This window comes from Sulfitobacter sp. SK012 (assembly GCF_003352085.1).
GTDB lineage: Bacteria > Pseudomonadota > Alphaproteobacteria > Rhodobacterales > Rhodobacteraceae > Sulfitobacter.
The window spans coordinates 1,485,656-1,509,069 of record NZ_CP025804.1; the positions used below are offsets into that span (position 1 = coordinate 1,485,656).

19 protein-coding genes and 1 tRNA gene are annotated in these 23,414 nt (G+C 53.1%); 14 read left to right on the plus strand and 6 right to left on the minus strand.

Features of this window, described 5'->3' with window-relative positions:
* Positions 1 to 11 precede the first annotated feature (11 nt).
* The 6 genes from C1J03_RS07265 to C1J03_RS07290 all read left to right on the plus strand — a co-directional run bounded on the left by C1J03_RS07265 (position 12) and on the right by C1J03_RS07290 (position 8,731).
* Positions 12 to 2,270 (plus strand): AAA family ATPase, encoded by a 2,259-nt coding sequence (locus tag C1J03_RS07265; RefSeq protein WP_114885109.1) that lies wholly within the window; start codon positions 12 to 14, stop codon positions 2,268 to 2,270.
* A gap of 777 nt (positions 2,271 to 3,047) precedes the next feature.
* Positions 3,048 to 3,953, plus strand: coding sequence for a restriction endonuclease subunit S (locus C1J03_RS07270; RefSeq protein WP_114885111.1), 906 nt, complete (start codon positions 3,048 to 3,050; stop codon positions 3,951 to 3,953).
* Entirely contained in the window at positions 3,950 to 5,248 is a 1,299-nt protein-coding gene (locus C1J03_RS07275; protein ID WP_114885114.1) for an MBL fold metallo-hydrolase, read from the plus strand. Before C1J03_RS07270 ends, C1J03_RS07275 begins: the two co-directional genes overlap by 4 nt.
* A gap of 147 nt (positions 5,249 to 5,395) precedes the next feature.
* Positions 5,396 to 7,492 carry an NAD-dependent epimerase/dehydratase family protein gene (locus C1J03_RS07280; protein WP_162798469.1) on the plus strand — a complete coding sequence of 699 codons (2,097 nt, stop codon included), beginning with the start codon at positions 5,396 to 5,398 and terminating at the stop codon, positions 7,490 to 7,492.
* Positions 7,479 to 8,111: a hypothetical protein gene (locus tag C1J03_RS07285; RefSeq protein ID WP_114885118.1), complete on the plus strand. Its 633-nt coding sequence runs from the start codon at positions 7,479 to 7,481 to the stop codon at positions 8,109 to 8,111. Before C1J03_RS07280 ends, C1J03_RS07285 begins: the two co-directional genes overlap by 14 nt.
* Positions 8,108 to 8,731: a histidine phosphatase family protein gene (locus tag C1J03_RS07290; protein ID WP_162798470.1), complete on the plus strand. Its 624-nt coding sequence runs from the start codon at positions 8,108 to 8,110 to the stop codon at positions 8,729 to 8,731. The genes C1J03_RS07285 and C1J03_RS07290 overlap by 4 nt, the downstream gene beginning before the upstream one ends.
* Before the next feature lie 714 nt (positions 8,732 to 9,445).
* On the opposite strand, the gene C1J03_RS07295 is transcribed toward C1J03_RS07290, so the two are convergent.
* Positions 9,446 to 9,519 (minus strand) — tRNA-Cys (locus C1J03_RS07295).
* Positions 9,520 to 9,662: 143 nt separating this feature from the next.
* Between C1J03_RS07295 and C1J03_RS07300 the strand changes: the two genes are divergently transcribed.
* The 3 genes from C1J03_RS07300 to C1J03_RS07310 all read left to right on the plus strand — a co-directional run bounded on the left by C1J03_RS07300 (position 9,663) and on the right by C1J03_RS07310 (position 13,183).
* Positions 9,663 to 10,316 carry a protein-L-isoaspartate O-methyltransferase family protein gene (locus C1J03_RS07300; RefSeq protein WP_114888897.1) on the plus strand — a complete coding sequence of 218 codons (654 nt, stop codon included), beginning with the start codon at positions 9,663 to 9,665 and terminating at the stop codon, positions 10,314 to 10,316.
* 50 nt (positions 10,317 to 10,366) lie between these two features.
* Positions 10,367 to 11,788, plus strand: a complete 1,422-nt coding sequence (locus C1J03_RS07305; protein WP_114885122.1) for a TolC family outer membrane protein — start codon at positions 10,367 to 10,369, stop codon at positions 11,786 to 11,788.
* Between the two features lie 120 nt (positions 11,789 to 11,908).
* A complete protein-coding gene (locus C1J03_RS07310) occupies positions 11,909 to 13,183 on the plus strand; it encodes a hypothetical protein (RefSeq protein WP_114885124.1) in 1,275 nt (424 codons plus the stop codon).
* A gap of 1 nt (position 13,184) precedes the next feature.
* On the opposite strand, the gene C1J03_RS07315 is transcribed toward C1J03_RS07310, so the two are convergent.
* Positions 13,185 to 14,648 carry a cobyric acid synthase gene (locus C1J03_RS07315; protein ID WP_114888898.1) on the minus strand — a complete coding sequence of 488 codons (1,464 nt, stop codon included), beginning with the start codon at positions 14,646 to 14,648 and terminating at the stop codon, positions 13,185 to 13,187.
* 396 nt (positions 14,649 to 15,044) lie between these two features.
* Positions 15,045 to 15,365 carry a DUF6280 family protein gene (locus tag C1J03_RS07320; protein ID WP_114885126.1) on the minus strand — a complete coding sequence of 107 codons (321 nt, stop codon included), beginning with the start codon at positions 15,363 to 15,365 and terminating at the stop codon, positions 15,045 to 15,047.
* A gap of 220 nt (positions 15,366 to 15,585) precedes the next feature.
* Here C1J03_RS07320 and efp point away from each other — a divergent pair, with 220 nt between their 5' ends.
* A complete protein-coding gene (gene efp, locus C1J03_RS07325) occupies positions 15,586 to 16,149 on the plus strand; it encodes an elongation factor P (RefSeq protein ID WP_114885128.1) in 564 nt (187 codons plus the stop codon).
* 7 nt (positions 16,150 to 16,156) lie between these two features.
* Here efp and ygfZ read toward each other — a convergent pair whose 3' ends face one another.
* Positions 16,157 to 16,900 carry a CAF17-like 4Fe-4S cluster assembly/insertion protein YgfZ gene (gene ygfZ, locus C1J03_RS07330; RefSeq protein WP_114885131.1) on the minus strand — a complete coding sequence of 248 codons (744 nt, stop codon included), beginning with the start codon at positions 16,898 to 16,900 and terminating at the stop codon, positions 16,157 to 16,159.
* Between the two features lie 65 nt (positions 16,901 to 16,965).
* Between ygfZ and C1J03_RS07335 the strand changes: the two genes are divergently transcribed.
* Positions 16,966 to 17,640 (plus strand): TIGR04283 family arsenosugar biosynthesis glycosyltransferase, encoded by a 675-nt coding sequence (locus tag C1J03_RS07335; protein WP_114885133.1) that lies wholly within the window; start codon positions 16,966 to 16,968, stop codon positions 17,638 to 17,640.
* 52 nt (positions 17,641 to 17,692) lie between these two features.
* On the opposite strand, the gene C1J03_RS07340 is transcribed toward C1J03_RS07335, so the two are convergent.
* Positions 17,693 to 19,471 carry an ABC transporter ATP-binding protein gene (locus C1J03_RS07340; protein ID WP_114888899.1) on the minus strand — a complete coding sequence of 593 codons (1,779 nt, stop codon included), beginning with the start codon at positions 19,469 to 19,471 and terminating at the stop codon, positions 17,693 to 17,695.
* Between the two features lie 216 nt (positions 19,472 to 19,687).
* Here C1J03_RS07340 and C1J03_RS07345 point away from each other — a divergent pair, with 216 nt between their 5' ends.
* The gene (locus tag C1J03_RS07345) at positions 19,688 to 20,968 is read left to right on the plus strand and encodes a pyridoxal-phosphate-dependent aminotransferase family protein (protein ID WP_114885135.1); all 1,281 of its coding nucleotides are present in this window, start codon (positions 19,688 to 19,690) and stop codon (positions 20,966 to 20,968) included.
* Between the two features lie 155 nt (positions 20,969 to 21,123).
* On the opposite strand, the gene C1J03_RS07355 is transcribed toward C1J03_RS07345, so the two are convergent.
* Complete coding sequence (locus C1J03_RS07355) at positions 21,124 to 22,227, minus strand: pyridoxal phosphate-dependent aminotransferase (protein WP_114885138.1); 1,104 nt, start codon at positions 22,225 to 22,227, stop codon at positions 21,124 to 21,126.
* A 99-nt stretch (positions 22,228 to 22,326) separates the two neighbouring features.
* Here C1J03_RS07355 and C1J03_RS07360 point away from each other — a divergent pair, with 99 nt between their 5' ends.
* Complete coding sequence (locus C1J03_RS07360) at positions 22,327 to 22,494, plus strand: twin-arginine translocation signal domain-containing protein (RefSeq protein ID WP_114885141.1); 168 nt, start codon at positions 22,327 to 22,329, stop codon at positions 22,492 to 22,494.
* Between the two features lie 75 nt (positions 22,495 to 22,569).
* Positions 22,570 to 23,358: a crotonase/enoyl-CoA hydratase family protein gene (locus C1J03_RS07365; RefSeq protein ID WP_114885143.1), complete on the plus strand. Its 789-nt coding sequence runs from the start codon at positions 22,570 to 22,572 to the stop codon at positions 23,356 to 23,358.
* Positions 23,359 to 23,414: the final 56 nt, after the last annotated feature.

Sequence of the window (23,414 nt, forward strand, 5' to 3'; positions counted from 1 at the left end):
AGGGGTAAAAAATGATTAGGCACTTCGACAAGATAGAAAACCTGGGTGTCTTCGCCAAATATGCTAAGCCTCCGGGCATGGTTCCGTTCGCGAAATTCAACCTGATCTATGGATTGAACGGCTCCGGGAAGACGACATTGTCGCGTTTCTTCCATGATCTAAACACCGGAACGGCAGCTGGCTTCAACGACCTAAAGTACAAAATCTCCACCGAAGAAGGTCCCTTTACACAGGGAAAACCGTACACAAGAAACATCCGCGTGTTCAATTCTGAATACGTCGAGGCCAATATCGGCGAACTCGAGGGAACGTTGCATCCGATATTCGTCATCGGCGAGGAGAACAAGGCACTTGTTGCCATTGTGGAACAGGATGAGAAAGCCCTTCAGCAAGCCGAGTCATCGCATGCTGCGCAACTGATCGAACATGGCAAGCTTGTGAAGAGAAAAGGTAAGACTTTCACTGAAATTGCGAGTGAAATCTCTGAACACACCGCAGGAACGACAACTCGTACCTACCGCAAAAACAATGCAGAAGCAGCTTTCGCAGCTCTGACCGCCCCACAAGTTATGAGCACTGAAGTTCTGGCATCTGCATCGAAATCGATGAAACAGCCCGCGATGGACAAACAAAAGTCGATTTCTCTTGGCAACATAGACCTTCAAATTGGCGATAAGTCAAACCTACCATACTTCACCGCACTTAAATTGCTCGAAAAGTATATTTCGGGAGTCGTCCAAACGAGCGCTACATCGATCGCAATCCAACGACTTGTTGAAAACCCGGAGATCGCTCAATGGGTGGAGCACGGCATTACGATCCACGATCACACCGATGGTGACACCTGCGAATTCTGCCAACAGGAAATCCCAAAGGAACGCGCACAGGCACTGGCGTCGCATTTCAACGACTCTGATCAGAAGTTGAAAGAAGAAATTGAACAATCACTGCAGGACCTTGAGGCCTTACGGCAAAATCAACAGAGTTCTTTTGTACCTAAAAAATCGAGTTTCTATACGGAGTTGCAAGAACCGTTCTCAGCGACAACGGCAGCGTTCTCCTCGCTTAAGTTATCGCTTTTCAACCACCTTTCCGAACTGAACAAGCTCCTCAACACAAAGCTGATCAATAGAACTGTCTGCTACGAAATCAAGGTGCCTGAGTATGATGCCAAACCTTATCTCGACGCACTTCAAGAAGCTAACGAATTGATTGAGCAACACAACGCTCAAACAGACAAATTCGATCAGCGACTACAGTCAACAAGAGATAAGATCGAAAAACACTTCCTCAGCCGAATTGTAAGACAAGTCGCCGATGTCGATGTCGAAATAGAAACGGTCGACGCGGCCATAAAGCTGTTAACACAAGGTGACATCGGTAAAGGCACACTGGGGATTGAAGCGCTCAGAAAGCGCATTGCAGAAAACAGGCTAAAGATCGCCAATTCACATCAGGCCGCGGAAGACCTATCAAAGAAACTTGCCTCCTTCCTCGGTCGTGATGATCTTCGATTTGAACCTGAAGGCGAAGGCTATCGCATTATGCGGTTTGGGAGGGCCGCCAAACGTCTTAGCGAAGGCGAAAAGACTGCTATCACGTTCCTATATTTCGTTGTTGGGCTTCAGGACCAGGATTTCGAGCTGGCCGAGGGCATTGTTGTGATCGACGATCCCATTTCAAGTCTCGACTCCAGTTCGGTATACCAAGCATTTTCATTTCTTAAAAATGCGGTAAGGGACGCACGGCAGATATTCCTGCTCACCCACAATTTTGAGTTTCTGAAGCTGCTCTTGGATTGGATTTCACGTGTAAAAAAGGCTGACAAAACATGCTGGATGTTGCACTGTACAACCACTGGCGGAGCACAGCGAGAGACCGACCTTAAGCCTCTGGACAAGATACTCTTAGAGAACAAGAACGAGTTCACTTATCTGTTCAAAATTCTCACAGAATTTGAATCCGATGGCACGGTGGCAAACGCCTATCCAATCCCAAACATCGCCAGAAAGGTGTTGGAGACTTTTCTCGAGCAGCACTCCGCCGGAAATAGCTTCTACAAAAAGCTAGAGAACCTAGAATACGATGAGACCAAGAAAGCAGCACTTTACAAATATACGAACGATCTATCCCACCCGACGCTATCTGGACTCGATCCGGCATTGGTTGGGGAGACCCAAACAAACGTCAAACATCTGCTTGAAATGATTAGAATCGTGGCACCAGTTCATCACAAGGCACTAACTGACACTTTATCTGGAGCTTCATAGGACGGGGCTCTTGAGATGGTTGCTCGGCAAGCCCAATGCGGACATCGATCGAACCGGAATAACTGGTGATTGGGATCTGTCCGAAAACGGAAATCCGGTGCTGGTTGTCGCATCGTCTAGGATCACTGTTTTTCAACAGTGTCGCGGATGGAAATGCTGCATCGCCGACATCAACGATCACTAGACACCACATTTTTTGGATATATATGACAGCCAACAGTTAGAAATGGACGAGGCGCTGTTACATCTCCGAGGAGACCCTGCTGCAATTCGTGCCACATGACGTATCACAAATCGAAGCGTATAAATCGGCCCCATCAGGGGACCGTAAATCCCCTGACATAATTTTATTATTATTATTTATCAATATTTTACAGCTTACACCCTATGCTCGGTGACTCATGGGTGACAAAAAGTAGAATCGCTTTTAGGCTGAAAAATTAAGATGGATAAATGCCTGTCATTAGATGTGCTTATACTTGTGGCGAGCGTGACTTTATGTGCCCCACCCCCTTGGTTGGAAACTGGGGGCGTTGCTAGCTCCTGTGACTGAGAGTTAAGAATAGAAACATGTGATACACGGTGACAACCACACCCGCCAAATATGCGATTGAAGTCGCGCGCGTCAAAAAATACAAAGTAAAACCGGACCGTGCCCATGTGTGTGATGTAGGCTTGCCGTTGCCCAACATCTGAAATTCTGTCTAAGGTTGAAAAACAAATTAATTAGCCGATTTGCTACTCTTGTGGCGTTTCGCGAAGCCGGGAAACGACCTCATGGATAAACGATCACTTAGTGAGCGTGATATTTGCACAAAGCTGGTTACACCCGCACTTCGCGGGGCAGGCTGGGATGAAATCAACCAAATCCGGGAAGAGGTCAGCTTTACGAAGGGCAGAATTATCGTTCGCGGAAAGCTGGTCAGTCGAGGGAGGGGAAAACGCGCGGACTATATTCTTTCTGTAAAACCGAACATTCCGATCGCGATAATTGAGGCAAAAGTAAATACCCAAGCAATCGGCGCTGGGCTGCAACAGGGTTTGGAATACGCTGAAACCCATCTGCCCCTTGGCTGGGTCTGGGCTCGACTTGGAGACCTCAGCGAATTTGTAACAAGCGGCTCGCGAGACTGGGCTAAGCACTACGCAAATGAGGGTGCAATCTTTGTCCGAATGGGAAACCTGTCTAAAAACCACTATCAGCTCCGTCTCGACCACATACAGCGAGTGAACGCACCAGCTGGTGGCGAGGGTTCGCGCACGAGCTTGGAGGGCGGCGATGTCCTAATATCGATCACAGGCGATGTCGGTATGCTGGGCTTGATACCGGATGATTTCGGCGAGGCATACATCAACCAACACATCGCGATGGTTCGACCGATGAGTGGCATGAAAGGACGTTATCTACCTGAACTCTTTCGCTCTCCTTTTGCTCAGGATCAATTCAACGCGCCGCAAAGAGGTATCAAGAACAGTTTCCGGCTGACCGATGTGACGCAGTTCGTCGTTCCGCTCCCGCCCCTCGCCGAACAACACCGAATTGTCGCAAAGGTCGACGCCCTTATGGCCGTCTGCGATCAGTTGGAGGCCAGTCTCACGGCCACCGCGACCACCCGCAGTAAACTCCTCAACGCCCTCTTGGGCGAAGCACTGGAGCCAGCTAAAGAAACTTCTGACGCATGACCGAGATCCACGCCCTCCATCGGTTCTTTCCTGTCGGGCAGGGTCTGTTTGCCGCTGGTTCCTTGGCTTTTTCACAATCTAGACCAACAGGTTGGCGAAATGCTGGGGCCCGTAGAATTAAAGGACGTTCGGGTCAAACTGAGATCGTCAAAAATGTCTACCGCTGGGTTTATGACTGCGGCAGCAGTACGGCAAAGCGGCTGGTCACCAACGCTATTGCCGACCTGAAAGGCGACTGCGAAGGGGAGAAGATAGACCTTCTCACCCTTTCGCATTTCCACAATGACCACATTAACGGCGCGGTGGACCTGTTGAACGCCATCGGTGCCAAGACGGTCATGTTGCCATGGGCACCGCTCTGGCATCGTCTGCTCATCGGCTTTGAACAAGGTATTCGGGCAGAAGACCCCGAGATGCTGTTCTTTGTCGACCCGGTGCAATATTTCGAGCAAGAAGCGGGTGACGGGTTTGACCAGGTTTTGTTCGTCATGCCATCTGACGGTGAGGGGCCACCATTTCCCACCGAACCTACCGAAGCCCCTGAACCCCCCGAAGGCTTAGATGACCCTGAAAAGCCGTCTGACCAAGGCGATCCAGTTTCGTATGGCGATCTGGAGGGAGCATACGGCCACTTGGACCGTCGTGTCCGGATGCTCCGTTCCGGTATTGCCATTTCCGTCTATGACGTTTGGGAGTTTCTACCCTACAACGATCCAGCTACAAAACCTAACGACCCATTCGGGTTTGCGGCAAAGGTGGAATCCTATCGAGGTTCGCTGCTGAACGGCGACGAAGATGAACGAGAGGCTGCGCTCAAAGATCTGAAGGCTCTGTATAAGGCCACTTTTGGTCGCACCGCAATGAACGATGTCAGCCTTATGCTGTATGGCGGGGCGGTCGGTAACTGGCGCGGGCATTTTTATTGTGAATGCCTTAGCCATAGTCTCTCGGAGGGCTGTTGGTGCTGGCAACAGCACGAAACGACGGCGGCGATTTTGCTGACCGGTGACGGTAATCTTGGCTCCGTGTCGAAGTGGGACACGTTGGAGCGATACCTTGGTCGCCGCCGCGCGATTCATGCAAGCGTTTTTCAAGTGCCGCATCATGGCGCGCGAGCGAATTGGTATGACGGTCTGGCTGCTGCTGCGTCTCCGAGAATGAGCATTTTTTGTTCCGACCCCAATCACAGTTATGGCCACCCGCATGCTGAAGTCCTTCGTGATTTCTGGAAACATCTCGCTGTTCAAGTTGATCAGCATTCCGAGTTCTCAATGCGATTCGTCTTAGAGCGTTGAAGGGGGGGTGGTATGTTCAATCAGCAGGGTTTCGGCGGCAGAGGGGTGCATTGAACGCCGAATGAAGCTGAGCGGCGTCTTGCTTGATCAACAGCTCATCCTGTTGCCGTCAAGTAGGGTCGTTGCGATTATGAAGGTGTGGATTTTTTGCATAAGTTTCTAATCTTAGTGGCTGGAAGCAGCGGTGATGTAGGAGGCGTGCTCACTAGAGCATTGAGGCTGCGGCAAGTCGCGTACTTCGCCATGGATCGAAATGACATCAAAACTTTGTCTAGCGAGACTGGAGTCCAGTTTTTCAAAGACACGTTGCTAGCGCGATTCGGTCCTCGAAATTATTTTGTCGCTAACTGCACCGGGTTAAATCGATTCCCAGATAAATCTGAGGGAAATTTTGAGCGTACTCTTTCTGCCAATGTTTTTGTAACTCAACGGCTGCTCATACTTTCACGCGCACTAGGATGTCCAAGTTTCCACCTTTCGACTGGGGATCTTGACCGAAAGGCTGTTACTTCTAACGAAAATGAACTGCTGGAAGAATTGTATGCATCATTAGATTGGCATGAAGCGCTGATAGATGGAGCCAGCCGCGGTCTCTCCAGAGCAAATCAACGAGAACTAAACAAAAGCGACCATTACTCTGTTAGCAAAATGCTTATGGAGAAGATCTGCCATAAGTTTGATGGAGCGAGTTTTGTTCGAATTTCGAATTTTTTCGGTGTAAACATTAGAAGGCGGGGACTAATACCCAGGCTCATCGACGCAAGGTTGAGAGGCTCACAGATTTCTGCTCTGAACGAAAAACGAAATTGGTCGCATGAGGAAGAACTGGGCCCTTTTTTAACATCCCTTTGTCTAGGACAGATGTATTCAAAAAACAGGTGCTACTGGGGATACGGATCGTATGATAAGACTGCTGAGGAGATATTCGAGCAAGTCTGTTTGTACCTTCCAACCTGCTACGGAACAGTTAACTTCGCTCCTGGATCAATCGCCAATACCGCCAATATCCCGCGATTGTGGGACCAAACTGAGATTATGAGAGGGACTGAAGATAAATTCGATACCCAAATGAGAAAAGTCGTTCGAAGCGCCCGGCAGTTATCCAATTTTACGGGACAAGATTGTCTGATTGATGGAAGCGAACTTAAGAAAGCACGATATGAAGGAACCGCAGGAGGATCGATAGCGAGCAAGATTCGTACTCCCATTCGAACAATGATCAAACAAGCATCCAGAGGTGGATATGAAGGAGCAGGCTTAGCGAAAATAGGGGCTGAGATCAATTTCTATGAGGCATTGGGTGAAGACCGCCTCAATTCTCTGAAAGAACTATATCCAAAAGTTATATCTTCGAAGATTTCGGCATCAGAAGCGAGCCTTGAGCTTGCCTATATTGGTAAAGGCAAGTCAATATCTGACATTTGGAATGAGCAGGGGAGAGTCCTCAGCTCGCAAACCATGTCTGTTGTAAGATGCCTATTCGATCGAAGTTATTTGAAGCGACTACGCTGCGTTGAGCTAAATGAAGGGTATAGGCTTTTGGATGCGCTATATTTTGATCGCGCAATTGACCGATTGATGAACTTAGGAAAGCTGACATCTCAATTCTGTCTAGATCCTACATTCGCTAAACTCATCCGAAACTTGAGTGAGGGTTCAGATTTAATCATCTCAGGTGAGCCAGTTGAAAACCCAATTAAATTGCTTCGCAAAATTCGCTGCAGCGAGCAGCTAACCAGCGAACTCTCACCGCGCACGGTCGGTCCATGCGGTCACGGCGACCTGACAATTCTAAACATGATATATGATGATAGTCAGGATCGCGTGTTATTGATCGACCCAAGGGGGCATGTCGGGGAATGGGACGCTGCATACGATGTTGGAAAGCTGCTTTTCTCACTTGGTGGGTTTGCTCAAATCATGTGTGGGCGGCTGCAATTTCAGTGGGATGATGACGGTTCATTGCATTTGGAACAACCCGATAGAAGTCTGATGAAATTGCGTGAAGAGGTTCTTGAACTAGTTTCTTCGCACTCGAGTTTCTCACAGATTCGTTTGCTCGAAAGAAGTGCGTTCTTGAAACGATGTCTTCTTAGCGAAGCCACACATTTTTTGGCTGATGCGGGTTACCGGTTTTTTCAGGGCCTGGACACAACTCGTACCGCTTCTGTTATTGCGCGTGGTGCTATATGTTTGCAGGAGTTGGTGAAGTTGCTTGAGGAAGATTCGAATGAAAGCATTTAATCGTATTGCGGTGCTTGTGGGTTTGATCGCAGGAGGGATCGCAATCTATCAATTTTCTCAGCAGCAGCCTTGGTTTTGGTACGTCATACCTGGAGTTCTTACGCTTTCACTTTTTCTCCCACTGGCTACACCTCTTCTTTCCGTATGGCAGCTCAGGAAAAGCTTATACGATATGGAGAAATTTATTTCTGAAAACGCCATTAGGCCGAAGTTAATAATCACATTTGACCGATCTAGTGCGATCGTGGGAGGTATGCTTGCACAGAGGATGGGCATAAGTGAACTTTTGGCTTTGCCACGTTCAACTTCTGAAACAGACGATGAACTGTCGCAACGTCGAATTTCTGTGGGCAAGAACCTTGAACTACTCTTGCAACCGGACGAACTTGAACATTCTCTAGTCTTTATCTTTCAACTGAGAACGGGCTCTACGTTTGAAGCTGGAATGAAATCTCTTCTCGCGGGTAATAACAAATTTCCTGGAGCATCTGTCGCTATGTATGTCACCGAAGGTGCCAAAGCACGGTTCCCTAAGTTGTTGACTTTAAAAACTATTAAAGAGGGTGAAAGTCCGAATGCCGAGTTTCCTTGGATCAGTGGGAAGTACATCCACAAGTGAATGAAGGTGAAACTAGAACCCTTCTACTGATGCGTCATGGTCCTACTCAATGGAACTTGGAGCACAGATATAACTCGCGAACTGATATCTCATTGGTGCTGGGGGAGAGCCCTAACCTTGCTATGCACGCATCAGTTATTAAAAAATTTGATGTAAAACGAATAATTTCCAGCCCGGCCAAGAGAGCCGTTGAGACAGCTAATTTTGTGAGAGAAGTTCAAGAGTTTCTCCCCAATCGTTGTAATGTTTGGCCCGAATTGCATGAGGTGGATTTCGGTAACTTTGAAGGTAATACAAAGATAGAGCTAAAAAAATCTGACCTGGCCCCCCAATATGAAAATTGGATGAATAGCGATAAAACTGCTGCAATTCCACCAAGCGGCGAGAGTTGGGACTCAGTGTTGAGTAGGATAAACGCAACCTTTCAAAGGGTTCAATCTTTGGACGAAAATTTGATTTTGGTTTCGCATGGTTATTTTATTCGCTGTTTGGTTTCCTTTGCGGTTGGTGTTCGCCCTTCAAAAGGGGTGAGAATGATCAGTACAGAGAATTATGGCTTGTTTCGCCTAAAGTTTAGCGCCGGATCCAAACCCAAGTTGGCAAGCCCATTGATCGTCTAACGTGTGGATTGTCTTGGGCGTGGTGTATTGAAATCGGGTGATCTACAAAAGTGTCGCAAAAATGATCGATTGTTAGGGCCGCTGCCGGAGGTCAGCAGGGTTTGTTGGTGAACTAATATTAATTCTCAAAACGCTACTTTGAACTCTGCCTCTCAAAAGAATGTCGGTCTGACAGTTTTCGAAGGTGGAGTTTATCATCGTCGCAGCGACACAATTTACGTAGTTGCTCTGGGCTGTGTTACCGGCACCCGAAGCGTTGTTTGTGGTCACGCCTAACCGCCGGAAGGGTCACAGGTGTCGCTTTGCAATATTAGGGTCCAGGCGACCAGTTGTGGCATTCTCTTGATCAAGTTGACAGGCATTGGCATTGCGAAGCCGGGAATTTGCAGGTGGTTGCGCGGTTTAACGACTTTTGAAACGAAGCACCTCGAACCGCCAGTTCCTACGATTGATTGCCGCTGTGCGGGGCGGGGCTGTTCTTGACCTCAGTAGGTGCATTCTGTTGGTGAATTCTGACTGGTTTGAGCCCCGAAAGAAGCCGAGTGATTACTTGTGGGCAACAGCTAATCCTGTGGCTCCACGTGTGGAGGGGCTTCAGAGGGCTGCCAGCGCGTCAGAATTGGAAATCATCAAAAAGGGGAGCTCTAAAAAACTGAGATGTCACCGGAGTGTCACCGGGATCTAGGTTCAGAAGGCGTTGGGGCCTTAATTATATGGAGGCGAGTAGGAGAATCGAACTCCTGTACACGGATTTGCAATCCGCTGCGTAACCACTCCGCCAACTCGCCGCCGGGTGCGATGGCCTAGGTAGCCGAACAACTGTGGCGCTGCAAGACCAGTTCATGGAAAAGCGTTTTTGCGCCGTTGCCGCAGGCGCGTTGATGTGGCACATTTGCTCTTGAACACCAAAGAAAACAAACGAGTTTCGCACATGACAGACTTTGCCGCCCGCAGGACCGTGATGGTCGACACGCAAGTGCGCCCATCGGACGTGACCAAATTTCCGATTATTGACGCCATGTTACATGTCGCACGCGAAGATTTCGTGCCAGCGCGCCAACGCGAGGCCGCTTATGTTGGTGAGAACATCAATCTTGGTCAGGGGCGGGTGGTTCTTGAGCCGCGGACGCTGGCCAAAATGCTAGACGTATTGGCGATTGATGGCAGCGAACTGGTGCTCGATGTGGGGTGCGCGATGGGGTATTCTGCAGCTGTTATCGCGCGGATGGCCGAAGCCGTGATTGCTGTCGAAGAGGACGAGGCCATGGCGCATGAGGCGCAGGACGCCCTGGTGGCAGCCGGAGCTGACAATGCGATGTTACATGTGGGACCTTTGGCTGCAGGAGCTGCACAGCATGGACCCTACGACGTGATCCTTGTGCAAGGTGGCGTCGCGAAAATGCCGGCCGCTTTGAGTGATCAATTGAAAGAAGGCGGGCGCATTGCGTGTATCTTTATGGAAGGTGCGCTGGGCGAAGTGCGTGTGGGCTACAAGCGTGATGGTGAAATAAGCTGGCGCAGGGCATTTAATGCAGGCGCTCCAGTATTGGACGGATTTTTGAAAGAAATTGAATTCGAGTTCTGAAGACGCAGCAAGCGTCACGGGACAAAACGAGCAGATATAGGAGACAGGTCATGAAAGTGATGAACGTTCGAAAACAGATCGGCAGGGCCATTGCCGCAGGCACAATATGTGTCGGGCTGGCCGTGCCTGCGCAGGCGGATACGCTCGCAGATGCGTTGGTTGGTGCTTACACGCATTCGGGCCTATTGGACCAAAACCGCGCATTGCTCAGAGCTGCAGATGAAGATGTTGCAATTGCTAACTCCGCGCTGAAACCGATCATCAGCTGGTCTGCAGATATAACGCAGACCTTCGGGAGGTCGCGCTCTGCGGTATCCGTTTTGGGCCGGCAGAACATCAATAACACAGAGGCGTCGATCTCGTTGATCGCGGACCTACTGGTGTATGATTTTGGTGCGACAGCTTTCGGAATTGAAGCCACCAAAGAAACTGTGTTGGCCACGCGTGATACACTGCTTGCGATTGAGCAAGATGTGCTGTTGCGGGCTGTTGCAGCCTTTATGGGTGTCATTGAGGCGTATGAATTCGTTGAGCTGGCGGACAATAACCAGCGCGTGTTAGCCGAGGAACTCCGCGCAGCCCAAAACCGTTTTGAGGTCGGCGAAGTGACCCGGACCGATGTCGCATTGGCTGAGGCGCAACTGGCATCTGCGCGTAGCAATCAGGCGAATGCAAAAGGTAACCTTCAGATCTCAATCGAGGAATACCGCAATGTGGTAGGCCGCAAGCCTGGCCGTTTGTCTGCTTTGCCAAGGCTGCCAAATCTAGGCGGTGATGTGGAAGCAGCTAAGGGGATCGCGGTGCGTTTCCATCCCAGCCTTCGCGCGGTTCAGCATCAGGTTGCCGCGGCTGAGCTGCGGATCAGGCAGGCCGAAGCGAACATGAAGCCGACGATAGGTTTGGAAGGCCGATTGTCAGTCATTGAGACCCTAGATACCGATGCTTATCAAAACCAAGGTGTGGTCGGCCTTAACATTGGTGGGCCGATTTACCGAGGCGGCTTGTTGTCTGCGCAGGTGCGCCAAGCGACGGCAAACCGCGATGCTCAGCGTGGAAATCTTCACCGCGTACGCCACGATATTCAACAAGGCGTTGGCCAATCTTATGCACAACTGGATTCTGCACGGGCGTCTCTAGCCGCGACCGCGGAACAAATTCGCGCTGCACGCATCGCATTCCAAGGTGTCCGCGAAGAAGCGACGTTAGGTGCACGTACCACACTTGATGTGCTCGACGCAGAGCAGTCACTTTTGGATGCGGAAGCCGCGCGCATTTCCGCGCAGAGCCAGCTTTATATCTCGGCCTATTCGGTGCTTTCTTCGAAGGGTCAGTTGACTGCCCGTGATCTGGGTTTGCCAGTGCAGATTTATGACCCCGCTGAATATTATAACCTTGTCAAAGACAGCCCCACGAACCGGAGCAAACAAGGACAACAGCTGGACCGTGTGCTGCGTAAATTGCAGAAAAACTAATGTAGATTTTTTGCTTTTTTGCCCTCTAAGAAGACAAGAAAGCTCTACAATTTTCAAGGTCTGCTTGTGAGAATCCCGATGTCGGGGTAACATTCTCAATGAGGAAAGAGTGGGAAAGAAATGTCAAAGCCCGTGAGTAATGATGATGTGGAGGATGTCTTGTCTTCGATCCGCCGTTTGGTGTCCGAAGATAAGCGCCCGCTGCAAAAACCAAAGTCTAAGCCTGTAGAAGACCGGTTGGTTTTGACCCCATCGCTACGCGTGACCGAGCAAGAACAGCCCGAAACCCTCGATCTTCGCCAGCTTACTGAAGAAACGTGGGAAGAACCGGAACTGCCCGAAGAGGGTGATGATGCCATTGCTGGGGTGTTGGAGTCAGAAGTTACCGCCACGCCTGAGGCTGACGCAGAGGTGGATACAAGTTGGGATGATGACGAGGAATTCGGGGACCATTCATCGGAGGCCTTCTGGGACGATGACATCGAAACAGCGGCACCGTTAGAGGAGGCGGCATTTGAAGCCTCCGTGGATGATGTCGGTGACGTCATTGCGGACGAAGAAGAAGTAGCCTCAATGCCTGATGATGAGGCTGCGCCGACGATTCAAGTGCGCGCTGAGAATTCCAAGGCGTCGATGTTGACCGCAAAGATCAGCGCGCTTGAGGCTGCCGGATCGATCCGGCAGGAATGGGAGCCTGATGAAGCGGGTACGGATGCCTATTCAGGCACCAAAAGCGCAACAATCGACTGGGAAGACGATGTCGAGCTGGATGCCACTGGCGCGCGTTTGCCTGGGTTTGAAAAAGCTGTTTCTGAAGAGCTTGAAGCAGAGGTGGATGACGCGGAACCTTTGGAGGTGGAAACCGCAACCGAAACGGAATCGATCCAATTAGACGAGCGTGCTGATGATGTAGCTGCTGATGACGAACCCGTTGCAGCCCAAGTGGATGAGTTGGAAACGCATGCAGAAGACGAGATTGTTGTGACCCAAGCGGCGGAGTTAGAAGAACCCGCTACCGAAGCTGTGATCGCCGATGACGAAGCGGATTTGGGCGATCGGTCAGAATATTTTGAGTTTAAAGACGACTCTGAGGATGTGATTTTACCGATGGAAGAGGCCGATGCGCCGCAAGCGCAGAGTTTTGTTCATGCAACAGATGGCCCATCCGTGACCCTTGATGTGGAGCCAACGCCGCAAACGGATGACGCGGATGACGGCTTTGTTGGGTTTAACAGCGATGATCAGGTACTTGATGAAGATGCCTTGCGCGACTTGGTGAGTGATATTGTTCGCGAAGAGCTCCAAGGGGCGTTGGGTGAACGGATCACGCGCAATGTCCGCAAGTTGGTCCGGCGCGAAATTCACCGCGCTTTGACGGCGCAAGAACTGGAATAACCTAGGCTTTGACCTCAGCGGCCAGTGTTAGCATGTGATCAAGGTCGAAATAGCGTTCAATGTGATCGGCCAGTGCGTCCAACGTTTCTTCAACTTGATCTTCGAACAGTGTCGTTGAAGACGCTCCTAGCGTTGCAAGATACGTTGCGCGAAAGGCGTCCGAGGCAAAAATTCCATGCAGATAGCAGCCTAAAACCTTGCCGCTGCGGTTTGCAGCACCTTCCGCCATGCTTTCAAAGCTCAGCCAAGGCGTATGTGTATCAGGTCCTTGCGTTTCGCCCATATGGATTTCATACCCCGATACGGCCGTGCCACTGACGATATGTGTGCCAGATTTGAGTGACAGGTGTTTCGTTGGCGCCAGCACCGTTTCAACGTTAAGGTGGCCAAGGCCTTCAACATGTGATGCAGGGCCTTCGATACCGTGCGGATCGCTAATGCTACGACCCAACATTTGATAGCCGCCACATAGCCCCATAACAGCACCGCCCCGGCGAATATGAGCGGCGATGTCTATGTCCCAACCATTTGCGCGCAGCGCGGCAAGATCGGCGATTGTGGCTTTGCTACCGGTCAGCAGGACCAGATCAGCGTCGCCGGGGATCGGTGTGCCGGGCGGGATCATGCGCAAATCAACAGCAGGCTCTGCCGCCAATGGATCAAGATCGTCGAAGTTTGAGATGCGGGGCAGTTGCGGAACGGCGATGATACACCCTTTACCCCCTGAACGCGCGCGCGCGGGCAGGTCCATCACATCTTCTGCTGGCAGGCGGTGCGCACCTTCAAACCAAGGGATGACCCCCAATGAAGGCCAGCCAGTGCGCGCCGCGATATCGTCGCGGCCAGCGTCAAACAAACTGCGATCGCCGCGGAATTTATTGACAGAAAACGCTTTTATGAGATCGTTGTCGGCGGCGTCTAATACAGTTTTGGTGCCCACGATCTGGGCAATCACACCGCCCCTGTCGATGTCGCCCATCAAAATAACAGGGACACCTGCCGCGCGCGCGAAGCCCATGTTGGCGATATCGCCGCGCCTTAGGTTGGTTTCCGCCGGGCTACCAGCCCCTTCGACCACGATCAGATCACATGTTTTGGCCAACCGGGCAAAGCTTTGCAGCACGGCGGGCATCAAGGTGGACTTGTTCTCACCAAAGGCGGCGGCCTCTTGATGGCCAGCAACCTGGCCTTGCACGATGACCTGTGCCCCCGTTGATGTCTGCGGCTTTAGCAGGATTGGATTCATGTCGGTATGGGGGGCAACGCCCGCAGCGCGGGCTTGCAAGGCCTGAGCACGGCCGATTTCGCCACCATCAGATGTGACAGCCGCATTGTTTGACATGTTCTGCGATTTGAATGGCCGCACGTTCAGGCTGCGCCGGGTGAGAGCCCGCAAGATCCCGGCCACGATCATAGATTTGCCGACATTGCTGCCGGTACCCTGTATCATGATCGCTTTTGTCATGTTGTGCTGCCTCGCGCCAAACATCTCGTGTTGTGTGCAAACTGGCGCAATTTGGTGGATGGTAAAAGGGGTAGGCGGCATGAATACACCGGCTCATTTACTGATTGGTGCTGCGACCATGGCGCGCGCGTTCGATCTAAGCTGGTTTGGGCTGTAATGTTGAGACAATCGTACCGGCTGGGTTAGACCCAGCGAACCTACCATGGCGGCGGTAGCCGGGGGCATCACTTTGTGCCGCAAACCAATCGTGCGTTAAGCGGTTTGGACGGTTGTCTCATTGGAGAAGGAGAGCCTAGCAGCCTTCAGTTGGGCAAACCTCCTGTTGGCGGGCCCCCCAGAAATCAAAAAACGCAGCCTTTAAGCTGCGTTTTTTGATTTTCACACAGGCTTCGTAGCTTATGCCGCTTCGGCCTGCTGTGCCGCATTGCGACGCTCTGATTCTTCGCGGGACAGGGCAACGGAAGTCCGCACGCCTTTTCCAACAAAGTCCATGAGACCGCTTACAACACGCTCATTGGGGTCGATACCTGCACAGCTCAACACTTCGCGGCCATCGCGCGAGCGAGCCCAGCGGGCGATCTGTTCCGGGCCGTTGCCATATTTTTTATCGTCAGCAATTGCATCGTCCAGTGCAGCCAGTACGACAGCTGCGAAAAGTTTGCGGGCACGGTTACCTTGCTCGTTATTAAAGGCTGTGCCGTCAACGAAATCTTTCATCTCGTCGTCCTTTCAATTATTCTTGTTCTTGTCATTTCGGCTTGAGACCTCTTATGACCGATAGTGGGCGATTCGGATACCCTGTTTTTGCAATGCACCCATGCGTTAGATGCATGGCTTGCTGCAGGTGCAGCACGCGATAGGTTGTCTTGCACCGCCTTACACCACCAGATATAGGGTGCGGCAGTAATTCATCAACCTTTTGACGTGGTTTTGACATATGCCTAAGATTAACGGAAACGAGATACGCCCCGGTAACGTGCTGGAGCATAATGGCGGTTTGTGGGCGGCGGTGAAGGTCGACCATGTAAAGCCCGGAAAAGGCGGCGCTTTTGCGCAGGTCGAGATGCGCAATTTGCGCAACGGCTCCAAGTTGAACGAACGTTTCCGGTCTGCGGACAAGGTGGAAAAGGTTCGACTTGAACAAAAAGATCAGCAGTTTTTGTACGAAGACAGCGGCATGTTGGTTGTCATGGACACCCAAACCTACGAGCAGGTTCAGCTAGATGCGGAATTGTTGGGCGAACGGCGTCCATTTTTGCAAGACGGTATGATGATCGTGGTCGAATATCATGAAGATGAAGCGTTGAATGCGCGGTTGCCGCAAAAGGTCACCTGCAAAATCGTCGAAACCGAGCCTGTGGTTAAAGGCCAGACAGCGGCCAACAGCTTCAAGCCTGCGGTCCTCGACAATGGTTTCAAGGTAATGGTGCCGCCCTTCGTGGGGCAGGACGAAGACATTATCGTCAACACCGAAACGATGGAATATTCAGAGCGGGCCTGAGGCTGGCTTAGCTTTTTGAAATCAGGCGGAGGGTTGCATCCTCTGCCTTCATCACGCCTGTAGCGCGATCATAGCGCAGATAGGCAATGGCTTCGCTGCCCGATCGACTAAGCAACGTACCTGCGGGTTTGCCATCTGCCAAGATAGCAGCCCCAGTTTCAGCCTCACCTTCAATGTGTACGCGAGCAAGACCTTTGCGCAGTTCTGTTTTGTGTTTCATCCGGGCAGTGACTTCTTGGCCGACATAACAGCCCTTGCGGAAATCAACGCCAGAGAGCCGCTCGAACCCGACCTCAAGGATAAAACTGTCTGGGGTAAGCTCAACGCCAGAACTCGGGATCAGATGCGTGACGTACAGGCTGTTCCAATCGGTTGTGTCATCGGTTTGCGGCGTATCGGAGTACATGCGCCACCCAAGGGAAGCATGGCGCGGATCCGCATGTGCAGATTGCGGCGTTTTGCCAAGGCCGCGGTGCAGGTGCAGATCAGTTTGTGCGATCGCCACAGCCGCGCGCAGTTTGTACATGCCAAGGCGCTGCGCCACCGCGTCGGCCTGGGCCTCATCAAGATCAAGCAGCACGTCATCCCCATCAGCTGCCATAAAGAAATCAGCAATATATTTGCCCTGAGGGGTGAGCAGAGCGGCGTAGACCAACCCGTCGTCAATTTTGGAAACATCATTGGTGACAAGCCCTTGCAAGAAGTCACGGGTATCTTTGCCTGATACGCGGAGGATGCGGCGTTGGGTCATGGGGCTGTCCTTTTTTACGTCTGTTAACATATAAGCGCTTTGACGAAACGAAAAAGGGGTGCCGCATGCGCGCTGCCATATCCGTGATCATCCCAACGCTAGACGCAGAAGAAACGCTGCCGGCTTGCCTGTCAGCGTTGATGGAGGGGCTGGATGCCGGGTTGATCCGCGAACTTATTGTGAGCGACGGCGGATCAAAAGATGGGACATGTGCGATTGCTGAAGCCTGGGGCGGGGAAATGGTCAGAGGGCCTGCCTCGCGCGGTGGACAGTTACGGCGAGGGTGCGCCGCGGCGCAGGGTGCTTGGCTGTTGGTGCTTCATGCGGATACGGTGCTGTCCCCTGGATGGAGCGGAGCCGTCGAGCAACATATGCGTCGACAAAAGGCGGGCTGGTTTCGGCTGCAGTTTGACGAAGCCAGCGCGGCGGCGTGGATGGTTGCGGGGTGGGCGAATTTGCGCAGCAGGTTCGGATTACCTTACGGGGATCAAGGCATGCTGTTGCCGCGCCCACTTTATGAAGCGGTGGGGGGCTACCGTGATCAGCCGTTAATGGAGGACGTGGCGCTGTCGCGGGCCTTGCGCGGTCAGTTGCAGCCGGTGGGAGCCGTGGCGGTGACAAGTGCGCAGCGGTATCAGCGGCAAGGCTGGCTGCGGCGGGGCACGCGCAATCTGTGGACGTTGTTGCAATATTTGGCTGGCGTGTCACCTGATCGGTTGGCGCGGGCATATCGACGTTAGACCGACTCAAACGCGGCGCTTGCGAGCGATTGTATATTTAGTTCAGACCCTATTAAGTTCCCGTTGGTCCGAAGAGCAGTTGCGACAGCCGTTGAAGGAGACCGACCTCAGTGTCGTCGGGGTTGGTGTTTGGCACTGGTGCAGTTTGGCCCGGACCACCTGCGTCTTTGAACTGTAGGCGGTAAAGATCGGCGTATGTACCGCCGCGCTTGAGCAGTTCTTCGTGGGTTCCCTGGTCGACAACGCGGCCCCGGTCCATCACCACAATTTTGTCAGCGCCACGAATTGTCGACAAACGGTGCGCGATCACGATGGTTGTGCGCCCGGCAGCTAGTCGGTCGAGCGCGTCTTGGACGACCTGCTCGGATTGGGCGTCGAGGGCGCTAGTGGCCTCATCCAGCAACAAGACCGGGGTGTCGCGCAGCAATGCACGTGCGATCACAACGCGCTGGCGCTGGCCACCTGATAGGGTGGATCCACGCGTGCCGACGCGGGTGTCCAAGCCGTTTTCCAAATTCGGGATGAAGTCAGAGACATGGGCAGCATCAAGCACCTTTTTGAGTTGCGCGTCCGTAACGTCCGTCCGGCCCAGCACGATGTTTTCGCGTAAAGTTTCATCGAACAGCAGCGCTTCTTGGGTGACGACGGAAAAGAGCTTGCGTAGATCGGGCAGGGCCATCTCGTCGGTCGCAATCCCACCAAGTTTCACCTTGCCAGATTGCGGATCAACAAGGCGCGTCAACAGATTGAAAATGGTTGATTTTCCGGCTCCGGATGGGCCGACCAACGCCGTGGTATTACCGGCCTTCGCAGTCAGGGTCAGGTCATGCAACACCTGCGTTTCGCCATAAGACAGCGATACCCCGTCAAGCGTGATATCAGGCACGCCCTTTGGGGCGGGCTTTGGTTTGGCTGGTGATTTGAGCAGGACTGGTTCATCCATGAGTTCTTTGAGGCGTTCAAGGGACGCGGCCGCCGTTTGCCATAGGCCACTTACGGCTGCCAGACGGCGCAGGGGGCTAAAGGTAAATCCCATCGCGGTAAAGAAGGTCATGAACTGGCCGATGGTCTTTTCGCCCTCAAGGATTTCGGAGCCGCCATAGAGGATTACAGCCATGAAGCCGATGCCGGACATGATATCGATCATTGCCGGAATAGCAGCGCTGCCAAAGGCGGTACGGACTTCGGTCTCGATGAATTTGTTGGTGATATCGCGGTATTGGCGGGCCTGATATTGCTCCAGCGCGTTGAGTTTGATCTGGACGATGCCGTGGAATACTTCATCGAGACGGGTAGAAAGGGTGGCGCCTAGGTCGCGGGCCTCGCGGGCCCGACGGCGGACAAAACGTTGGGCGACAGCGGCAGGCAAAACCAAAACGGGGATGCCGATACAGGCCAGCAGCGCCCAAATCGGATCAATAGAAATAGCCACGCCTAACAGCACCAAGAGGCCAATGAAGTCACGTCCGGCACCGGTAATGACCGACCGCCAGACAGATCCAACCGCGTTAACGTCCAATTGCACGCGTTGCATAAGAAAGCCCGGCGGGTGCGTCTGATGAAAAGCCCCATCCTGCGCCATCATCTGATCGAGTAAATCAATGCGCATGTCTGCGGCCGAGCGTCGTGCGATCCGCGTTAGCAGCACCTTTTGTGCCACGCTGGAAATTGCACGAACCACAAAGATGCCGACCAATACGAGGCCCACGAAAACCAACATGTTTTTGTCACCTGCAACAAAAACTTGGTCGAACATTGGTTGCATCAGGCGCGCAAGCGCACCCAAAGTTGAGCCTTCAATGATCATGAAAACAAGCGCTAGGCTTAGCATCCCAAGGTGCCGTTTGAGGTACCCATGCCAGAGCCAGGTCAACAATTCGCGGGACGTGTAGGTTTGCGGCTCGGTCAAAATATCACTGTCCTTGGCGGCGGTTTGCTGCACAGCTGACTGTAGGGCGCTCGACGGAGCGGGGCAAGCGATTGACGTCCCGCCGCGGGCCGCTAAGTTGCGAGCTGAATCGGGTTATAGCGCAAAGGAAAACCTGCGATGACCAAGGCAACAACGCTGGCACAAGGCCGATCCTATTTAGCCATCCCAGGACCTTCTGTGATGCCGGACGCTGTCTTGCGTGCAATGCACCGTGCGGCACCCAATATCTATGCCGGTGAGCTGATCAATATGATGCCCGACCTCACACGTGATTTACGGGCTGTGGCGCGGACGCAGCATCACGTCGCGATTTATATCGGCAACGGGCATGCCGCGTGGGAAGCAGCACTGGCCAATGTGATCAGTCCGGGCGACCGGGTCCTTGTGCCTGCCACGGGCCGCTTTGGCGTCGGTTGGGGCGAGATGGCTGAAGGGCTGGGCGCACAGGTTGATTTGATTGATTTTGGTAAGCACTCACCCATCGAAATGGCGCGAGTCGCAGAAGCCCTTTCGGCCGATAAGGCGCATGAAATCAAAGCGGTGCTGGCCGTACATGTTGATACGTCAAGCTCGATCCGCAATGATATCTCAGCCCTTCGGGTGCTCTTGGATGATCTGGGACATCCGGCGTTGTTGATGGCAGATTGCATCGCCTCGCTGGGATGTGACGTGTTTGAGATGGACGCGTGGGGCGTCGACGTGATGGTGACGGCATGCCAAAAGGGGCTGATGGTTCCGCCTGGCGTTTCGTTCGTTTTCTTCAATGACCGCGCTGAGGCGGTGCGGAACGCCATGCCTCGCGTCAGCCGTTATTGGGATTGGATGCCACGTGCCCATCCTGAGCAGTTTTTTGAGTATTTCGGCGGTACGGCACCAACACATCACCTTTACGGTCTGCGCGCTTCTCTCGATATGATCCAAGAAGAAGGCATTGAAAATGTCTGGTTGCGCCATGAAACACTGGCGCGCGCGGTTTGGGCCGCATCAGAGGCATGGAGTGGTGCCGGTCATTTTGCGATGAATGTTGCGGACCGGGATTACCGGAGCCATGCGGTGACCGCATTGCGCCTTGAGCCACCGGATGGAACGCGCTTGCGCACATGGGTTGAAGAAAACCTGGGCCTGACCCTTGGCATTGGTCTGGGTATGGCGGAACCGGGCGACGCGGCATGGCACGGCTTTTTCCGTTTAGGTCATATGGGCCATGTAAATGGGCACATGATCCTTGGATTGCTCGGCGGTGTAGAAGCGGGGATGCGCAGTCTGGATATTGCACATGGCGCTGGTGCACTGGACGCTGCGGCACAAGTTATTGCCGATTCACAGCGTGCCGCGCCGGACGCCGATGTGGCGGATCACGCGGTTGATCAGCCAGCCCAGCAATGCTGCGGCAGCTAGACCCCACGCGGCCCAAATCGCAAAGAAGATCCATGCAATGTTCACGCCAAACATCGTGATGCAAGCGTTGGTGTAATTGGGCGCGGCTTGGCGGTCGTGATTCATTGGCCCTCCGGGTTTTGACGATTTGGATGATAGCGCGAAAATTGTGGCTGTCAGCCCTTCATTGCGTCGCTGAGCGCTTCTGGCAGAGCAATTGCAACAGCATCAAGCATGGCTTGGGTACCGCAACTGATACGAATACAGCGATTTTGCGGGGCCACAAACGGCATGCGCACAAAGATGCCGCGCGCCACTAATCCGTCGAGAACTGCCTTGGCAAAAGCCCCGTCGCGCCCGCAATCAATGGTGACAAAGTTTGCGGCCGAATGGAGTGGTTTCAGCCCGTTGTCCGTGGAAATTTTTGCGATGCGGGTGCGTGCGATGTCGATGCTTGCGACAGTTTGCGCCAGCCAATCAGGGTCTTGCAGGGCGGCGAGCGCTCCGGCCTGTGCGGCACGGTTCATTCCGAAATGGTTGCGCACCCTGTCGAATGCCGAAACGAGCGCTGGATCGGCAAGAGCATAGCCAACACGTGCGCCTGCCATCCCGTAAGCCTTTGAAAACGTCCGCATCCGGATCACGCGCGGATCACTGAATGCCAGCGGCAGGGCGGTGCCTTGCGGGGCGCAATCGACATATGCCTCATCAAGCACTAGCAAGCTTTCTGCGGGCAGTGCATCCATCGCCTCGACGAGGTCCCCACCTTTGTGCCAACTGCCCATCGGGTTGTCCGGATTGGCAAGGTAGACCAGCTTTGCATCTACTTCTGCCGCTTCTGAAAACAACGCGTTAGGGTCTTCGTGATCGTCCTTGTAAGGGACAGTGTGAAGCACCCCGCCAAAGCCGGCGACGTGGTAGTTAAACGTAGGGTATGCCCCTGCAGAGGTCACCACGGCATCGCCTTGGGCGACACAAAGCCTGACTAAATAACCTAGCAAGCCGTCGATGCCCTCGCCGACAATGATATGATCAGGTGTGGTCTGGTGATGGTCCGCGAGTGCACTGCGCAGATCGTGGCTTTCGGGATCGCCGTACATCCATTGGTCGGTCTCAGCCATCGCGTCTATCGCACGCGGGGAGGGCCCAAAGACGTTTTCATTCGCGCCAAGCCTTGCGGTAAACGGGGCACCTCGCGCGCGTTCTTGCGTTTCAGGGCCAACAAAAGGCACGGTTGCGGGGAGCGATTGGACAAGCGGGGTAAGGCGGGCATGGGTCATATCCCCAAAGTAACGCTGCTGGATCGCTGTGGGCAAGGGGTTGAAAGCGACCTTTTCGTAGTTACGTGAGAATCATTCGCATCTGAGGGGGGTGTTCTTATGGCCAAGCTTACACGGCGCAGTTTTTTGGCAGCTACGGCTGCAGCAGGGGCCTTGCGCGGCACCGGAATTGCACTGCGCACTCCCGCAACGCGGCGAATCCTGACGTTGGTTTACGATAAAGGGCTGGGTGCCATGCGCGCGATTGAAAAAGTCGTACCGCTTTGATCTGCCGCCACGTTTTGGTGGCATGTGGCCCTGTAATCGGTTGAGATGCTGGGGACCCCAACCCTGGAGAAACCCATGCCTCGCGTAACAGTGACCTATTCTGACCACATCGCCCATGTACGCTTGACCCGACCTGACAAAATGAACGCGGTCGATCAGGAGATGATCGATGCAATCATTGCTGCTGGTCAAGAGGTGGCCGCATCAGCTGCGCGGGTTGTGGTGCTGTCAGGCGAAGGCAAGGCGTTTTGTGCAGGCATTGATATCGGTGGGTTGTCGGGGATGATTGGCAAAGATCCGGTTGAGCTCATCATGCCGCGCAGCCATGGCGACAGGACCACAAACCAATGGCAAGAAGTCGCGATGATCTGGACACGCGTGGGTGTGCCGGTGATCGCCGCATTGCATGGTGCGGTTTACGGCGCAGGACTGCAGCTGGCGCTGGGGGCGGACATCCGCATTGCTGAACCCCAAACCAAGCTGGCTGTGATGGAGATGAAATGGGGGATCGTTCCGGATATGGGCGGCATGGTGTTGCTTCCGCATTTGGTCCGCAGCGACGTTTTGCGTCGACTAACATACACGGCCGAACGGATCGATGCACAGCAGGCAGAACGTTGGGGTTTGGTGACCGAGCTGGCCGATGATCCACTTGCTGCGGCGATGAAGCTGGCAGGGACAATCGCTGGAAAAAGCCCAAGTGCGATACGTGCGGCCAAGGCGCTGATTGCGCTGGCAGAAGTAGGATCATCTGAGGATGTGCTGTTGGCGGAGTCCCGCGCCCAGGCGGAGTTGATTGGCAAGCCGCATCAGATGGAAGTGATTGCTGCTGAATTCGGCAAGCGCCCTGCGGTATTTAAATAAGCGCCTGCAGCGCGGTTCTTGCGTGAACCCGCTCATAGATATCCAACGACAAACTC

Excerpts from the sequence above, each read along its gene's own strand:
- ygfZ (WP_114885131.1), bottom strand. The coding sequence starts at position 16,900 with ATGACCCAACGCCGCATCCTCCGCGTATCAGGCAAAGATACCCGTGAC.
- C1J03_RS07320 (WP_114885126.1), bottom strand. The coding sequence starts at position 15,365 with ATGAAAGATTTCGTTGACGGCACAGCCTTTAATAACGAGCAAGGTAAC.
- C1J03_RS07355 (WP_114885138.1), bottom strand. The coding sequence starts at position 22,227 with ATGACCCATGCCCGCCTTACCCCGCTTGTCCAATCGCTCCCCGCAACC.
- C1J03_RS07310 (WP_114885124.1), top strand. The coding sequence starts at position 11,909 with ATGTCAAAGCCCGTGAGTAATGATGATGTGGAGGATGTCTTGTCTTCG.
- C1J03_RS07360 (WP_114885141.1), top strand. The coding sequence starts at position 22,327 with ATGGCCAAGCTTACACGGCGCAGTTTTTTGGCAGCTACGGCTGCAGCA.
- C1J03_RS07305 (WP_114885122.1), top strand. The coding sequence starts at position 10,367 with ATGAAAGTGATGAACGTTCGAAAACAGATCGGCAGGGCCATTGCCGCA.
- C1J03_RS07345 (WP_114885135.1), top strand. The coding sequence starts at position 19,688 with ATGACCAAGGCAACAACGCTGGCACAAGGCCGATCCTATTTAGCCATC.
- efp (WP_114885128.1), top strand. The coding sequence starts at position 15,586 with ATGCCTAAGATTAACGGAAACGAGATACGCCCCGGTAACGTGCTGGAG.
- C1J03_RS07275 (WP_114885114.1), top strand. The coding sequence starts at position 3,950 with ATGACCGAGATCCACGCCCTCCATCGGTTCTTTCCTGTCGGGCAGGGT.
- C1J03_RS07270 (WP_114885111.1), top strand. The coding sequence starts at position 3,048 with ATGGATAAACGATCACTTAGTGAGCGTGATATTTGCACAAAGCTGGTT.
- C1J03_RS07300 (WP_114888897.1), top strand. The coding sequence starts at position 9,663 with ATGACAGACTTTGCCGCCCGCAGGACCGTGATGGTCGACACGCAAGTG.
- C1J03_RS07285 (WP_114885118.1), top strand. The coding sequence starts at position 7,479 with ATGAAAGCATTTAATCGTATTGCGGTGCTTGTGGGTTTGATCGCAGGA.
- C1J03_RS07335 (WP_114885133.1), top strand. The coding sequence starts at position 16,966 with ATGCGCGCTGCCATATCCGTGATCATCCCAACGCTAGACGCAGAAGAA.
- C1J03_RS07315 (WP_114888898.1), bottom strand. The coding sequence starts at position 14,648 with ATGACAAAAGCGATCATGATACAGGGTACCGGCAGCAATGTCGGCAAA.
- C1J03_RS07340 (WP_114888899.1), bottom strand. The coding sequence starts at position 19,471 with ATGCTAAGCCTAGCGCTTGTTTTCATGATCATTGAAGGCTCAACTTTG.
- C1J03_RS07265 (WP_114885109.1), top strand. The coding sequence starts at position 12 with ATGATTAGGCACTTCGACAAGATAGAAAACCTGGGTGTCTTCGCCAAA.
- C1J03_RS07365 (WP_114885143.1), top strand. The coding sequence starts at position 22,570 with ATGCCTCGCGTAACAGTGACCTATTCTGACCACATCGCCCATGTACGC.